This is a genomic window from Nitrincola tibetensis (assembly GCF_003284585.1).
Taxonomy (GTDB): Bacteria; Pseudomonadota; Gammaproteobacteria; order Pseudomonadales; family Balneatricaceae; genus Nitrincola; species Nitrincola tibetensis.
The window spans coordinates 1-5422 of the sequence record NZ_QKRX01000030.1 but is presented as its reverse complement, the minus strand read 5'-3'; the positions used below and the strand labels follow the sequence as shown (position 1 = coordinate 5422).

Sequence of the window (5422 nt, the reverse complement as noted above, 5' to 3'; positions counted from 1 at the left end):
AGCGCTCTGCATCATTCGCATATTGAAAGGCACAAGCAAAATCATCAGCATAGCGAATTAACATCGCCCTGCCACGCATCTTGGGTTTTACTTTCTTTTCAAACCATAGATCTAATGCGTAATGCAGGTAAATATTTGCCAAGACAGGACTGATGATGCCACCTTGCGGCGTGCCAGTTTGAGGGCATTCAAACGGTCCTTCTGGTGATTTTATTCGTGCTTTGAGCCACTGGCTAATCACTCCCAGTAACGCTTTATCGTCAACACGCTGCTTCAGCATTTTCATCAACCAGCTGTGGTCTAAATTATTGAAGAAGCCTTTAATATCTGCCTCCACAATATAGCCATAGCCTCTGTATTGTAGATTCAGTACAGTACTTTCCACTGCTTGATGCGCACTTTTATTTGGGCGGTAGCCATAACTGTTCGGCAAGAAGTCCGCTTCCCAGATATGTTGTAATATCTGACTCACACCTTGTTGCACCAGCTTGTCGTCTACCGTGGGCAAGCCCAATGGGCGTTGCTTGCCATTTGCCTTGGGGATAAACACACGTTTAATGTCATTTGCACGATAACGTTTACGCTTTAATGCATCACTTAACCGGCTAATGTTGGACACAAGTTGCTGCTGGTACTCTGGCATAGTAATGCCGTCGATCCCAGCCGCTGCTTGCTTATTAAGCTGACCCCAGCTTTGATACAGGCAATCTTCGCTTAGCATTCCATATAAGTTCTGAAACCTGTGCTTGGGGTTGTGCTGTGCTTTAAATGTGATTGCGTTTAGTTCGGTTGTCATAGTGATTCCAGCCCTACATTGTCCGGCCTATGTATCTGCTAAACGCAGAATATAACTGCCAGCCCCTTCGCCATGTGATCGGCTTTACCGTCTCAGACTACTATGAGCGGGTCTGACTGCCAGAAGGTCATCGTTGGCCTTGCTTGTGGCTTAGCGTCCCTACCGTATCCCTATGGAACACTTCTGGCTCTCTCAAGTTCCTGATACATCTCTTTAGTCATGCCACGGCTTGATAACTCCGCTGACTCGCCACAGCCTCACTTTAACGGCTGCTTTGCATGGACTTCGGTGGCGTTACAAACCTCGTCAGTCAGATTGTGTTTATCGAAGCGATACCAGCTCTTCAGGGACACGCATCCCCTATGGCCTAACTAATTCTCTGTGTACGCTTCACCTATCTTGTTCGCCTATAAAAAAAAAAAACAGACTCCGCCATAGGCGCAACACTCGATACGGGTGGTGAGTTAAACCTTACCCGGCAGGGACTTACACCCTGCAAGATGCATCAAGCTTTGCTTGACGCACTAACGCATAGCACACGGGCGACGAGCCGCGCAGCGGGTTGGCGTCCCAGCGACCGCAGGGAGCGCGTGCTGCGTTTTGTTAGACATTATTTCGCGGGTGCTCCGGCTGAACCCGCAAGAATGCCGCCATCAATATTAATCTCTGTTCCTGTTAAATAACCGGATTCATCTGAAGCCAGCATAACAGCAACACAGGCTACTTCCTCAGGCAAACCGAAACGCCTTAGCGGTGTATCTTGAACAAAAGCCGCCATATTAGCCTCACGCTCTGGCCCATCACCCAGCATAGGTTCCCACATAGGGGTCAGAATTGCGGCAGGGTGAATTGAGTTACACCGTACATTTAAATTCTGCTGCGCGCAGTACAAGGCCACACTTTTAGTATGATTCCGTACGCCTGCTTTGCTAGAAGCATAGGCTGCGGCAGTTGGGATACCGACGATACCAGAACGCGATGATATATTGATAATGGAACCCTTACCCGTGGAGCGCATGGCTTTAATCGCGTATTTACACCCAAGAAAGACGCCATCGAGGTTTGTCTCATGAACCTTGCGCCAAGCGTCTAAGGTTGCGTTCTCTGGATCATGCGGAACGAAGCCTTCTTCAAAGCCAGTAATACCCGCATTGTTGGCAACGATATCAAGTCGACCGTGTTCGGCGATTATGTCCTTAGTCAGCTTTTGCCAAGCAGCTTCATCGCGAACATCCAATAAAGAAAATCGAGCAGCTTGACCAAGGGATAATGCTACTTGCTGCCCATTATCCTGATCAATATCGGTAACATAAACAAAAGCACCTTCCGCTGCAAAATGCCTTGCAATCGACTCGCCAATACCTTTGGCAGCGCCAGTGACTAGAGCAACTTTTCTTTCAAGTCTCAAAACGCGATCCTCTTAATGTCTAACGTTTCAAGCAGAGGCGCGCGTTAGCGCGTCCTGTTGGCTTGACTTGTTAGGCTCACTATCTTTGTAAATTGCACGAACTTCCATCAGCTTTCTCTTCCCGAATGGAGTAAGCTCACAGAAGCTTACTTCCTTTTCTGTATCTTTATTTAATTTTACTTCTTGGAGTGTATTTAAATAACCAAGAGCTGAAAGCTGGTACTTTATTGTTTGAAAAAGCGTTTCGCTTATAGAAACCCCAGTAAGGCGATACCCTTCTTCACATTTCTCTAGAAACTGCTCAAGATAAGAATCCTTTATGGCTGTGCATAGCTGAGATTTTAGCTTTGTTTCTCGAACGGGATGTAGCGCTGGCACTCCTGCCATACCGAAAATATCATCCCAGGAAACCGACAAATCAAAATCCAAGAAATAACCTTTATCGGGGTCGTGATAAGGCAAATCACTATTGGAATAGTTTGCTTTCAGTCTTATTACGAAGGTATCTCCTCCTTGGGCCAATAGCTCTGACCCTTCAGGAGCTTGAGAAGATAACGAACTTATTTTATTGCGCAATATTTCTATCTCATCTTGCAGCTCTAGTATCTTCCGATTTGCCTTGTCAGAAGCCAGGGAATCGGCCCTAGTCCATCCAATCGCTGGGTATGCCTTCATAGTCTTCGTTAAACTTAGCGCCACCAGCCCCGACAATTCCTCGGCCCTATTCCAGAACTTCACCAGCCTTCCGTCCTTAACCTTATCTTTGAAAGAATCGAGTTTTGCCCTTAGGTCTGGGTCTTTTTCGGATTTTGAAAGCGTTAATTCTTCTGGGGAATCATGTATCAGTGCAATTACTTTTATGCCCTTTTCAACTGCGTAATCAAACTCCTTTTCTGTATAGCTGATTCCCTCTCTGGTTAAAGAACCATATCTACCACCGATAATTATCAAGTAGTAGTCGCTATCATCAATTATTTTTTTTATGAATTCCCATTGCTCTTCGTCAGTAGCGGGAAATAACTCCATGCCCGCTGGCATGCAATCCATTTCCATTAGTGTTCTAAACACATTCTGCCGCTCATCGGATAAGTCCGCATAAGTAGAGCTCACAAACACCTGATATCTCTTTTCCATTTCTCTATCTTCTAATCTAGGGAAAGCCTAACGAGCCTGTAGAAAAACCTAATCTCGACAAGTTTTTCCGCCAGAGCCCAGTCTATGTTATTCATTTTCAATTGCTGACTTCAGTCAGCAATCACGTATTTCATCTGTCTTTTTAGCTTTTACTTTTATAGGCCTTAAGCAATTGCCCCTTCAGAGCCTCATTCAGAAGCCATCTCATCCTGATTTTCGCCTCATCCGCTCAATCCACCGTATTTCGCTAACTTCTCTACATTATGCACCAAACAGTACAATTGCCACTGACCCTGAACCTTGTTTTTACCTCGCAGACTAAAACGGCTGAGTCCTTTGTTGGTGCCAATGTTGCCGAACACAGGTTCCACAACAGACATTCGATGGCTATAAATTTGCTTCCCTTTAGGACTATCCACTCGGTGCTTCATCCAGTCAGTATAGGTCGGCGCACGCTGGTCGTTAAGTGCAAAACTGACTTGTCTTCCGGCACCTTTGCGATGATTCGCTGACGCTGGATTCTTCATGCACTTATCTTTTATAGCGCAATGACGACATTGCAGTAATCGACCTTCAAAATAGGCTGTGCGTTGACCACGTTCATTCTCTTTAACTCCCCGATGACTAATCTGCTCACCCGCCGGACAAATACATATCATCCTAACTGGATCAAACTCGAACTCGCTAGCGGGAATCAGAGGTTTCGCTTTAGACTTTCTTGAGGACTGATGGCGCTTGCCGTATTTTCCTTTTTGGTGTGCAAACTTAGGGTCGCGGCTTCTAAACTGGTTGTCAGGAATATAGCCATTAATCTGATTTTCGTGCAAATACTTCATATTAGCTTCGTTAGCAAAGCCAGTATCAGCCGTCACGATAACGCCGCCTGCATATACATTGTCATCAATACCAAGCCGCTCATAGCATCCTTTAATACTCTCTAATACAGGTTCCAAAGTATGATGTTCCTGCCCTTCACCGAAGGCTTGCNCTAATACAGGTTCCAAAGTATGATGTTCCTGCCCTTCACCGAAGGCTTGCGCATCAATGATAATTTGATGTTTTTTGTCGACTGCTGCAACGCCGTTATAGCCTTGAATGGTGCCTTTGCTGGTCGTCATCTTGGCTGACTCTGGATCAGTGATATTGCTCTTCACTTCCTTACTGCGCTTGCCTTTACCCATTCTTGGCTGGTTCTGCTTTAAAAAAGCATCGATCTTATTGGCAGCCGCATCCAGTGTTTGAATGGTTTTAGTCTTGCGATTATTACGTTCCAGTGATTCTTCACTTTCACAGGTATCTTTTTCTTGATGCTCACTGAGATGATACTGGATCAAGCGCTTGAGCTTTTGACGTTTCTGTTCCAGTTCTTTAAAGGTGCCAGACCATTCCTTGGATGCATTAGAGCGCATCTTACAACCATCAATAGCAAAGAGTTCATGGCCTAACAATCCTTGTTGATCACAGATGAGTAGCACTTGTTCAAATAAGGCTTCTATTGCCTGAGCTCGGCTACTGACAAAGTGAGCAATCGTGGTGAAGTGCGGCACGGTGTCGCAAGATAAGGCTTTGAAGATGATATTCGTTTCGCAGCACCACTGGATCTCACGGCTGGACGTAATACCCTTTGAGTAAGCAAATAATATAATTTTGAGTAGTATCGCAGGGTCGTATGCTGGGCGACCTTCGGCATCATTTTTATAGGGCTTGTGAAAAGCTGATAGGTCGAGTTTTTCAGAGATCAGGTAATGCAGTGCGAATTCAAACGTGCCAGGTTGGATCTGTTCTAGATAGTTAATCACCACCATCGACATCTGGTTGTAGTCATAATGTTTGAACTTTGCCATCCTGAAGCCTCCGTTTCCTGAAAGTCTTATCAAAGCTTAGATGGAGAGGTTTTTCTACAGCCTGAACGCTTTGCACAGCGGCGCGAGGTACGAGCGTCCGGCGCCACAGGCGCGAACTGCCCGCTCTGTTAGCCTAGTTGTCCACTTGGCGATTTAGCCTTTTATAATTCTTTGAGCGGGTGGAATGAGAACTGTTATGCCTCGTTATTCCAGTGAGCGTAAAGCTTCAGTACTAAAGAA

General features: G+C 45.7%; 4 protein-coding genes. All 4 read right to left on the bottom strand.

Annotation, left to right across the window (positions count from 1 at the left end; translation table 11 throughout):
• A partial coding sequence (locus tag DN062_RS18290; RefSeq protein WP_275668130.1) for a reverse transcriptase domain-containing protein occupies positions 1-796 on the bottom strand: 796 nt, incomplete at its 3' end.
• A 610-nt stretch (positions 797-1406) separates the two neighbouring features.
• A complete protein-coding gene (locus DN062_RS18285; protein WP_112160727.1) occupies positions 1407-2204 on the bottom strand; it encodes a glucose 1-dehydrogenase in 798 nt (265 codons plus the stop codon).
• Positions 2205-2231: 27 nt separating this feature from the next.
• Positions 2232-3338: a DUF4062 domain-containing protein gene (locus tag DN062_RS18280; RefSeq protein ID WP_112160726.1), complete on the bottom strand. Its 1107-nt coding sequence runs from the start codon at positions 3336-3338 to the stop codon at positions 2232-2234.
• 221 nt (positions 3339-3559) lie between these two features.
• Positions 3560-5182: a transposase gene (locus tag DN062_RS18275; protein ID WP_112160725.1), complete on the bottom strand. Its 1623-nt coding sequence runs from the start codon at positions 5180-5182 to the stop codon at positions 3560-3562.
• Positions 5183-5422: the final 240 nt, after the last annotated feature.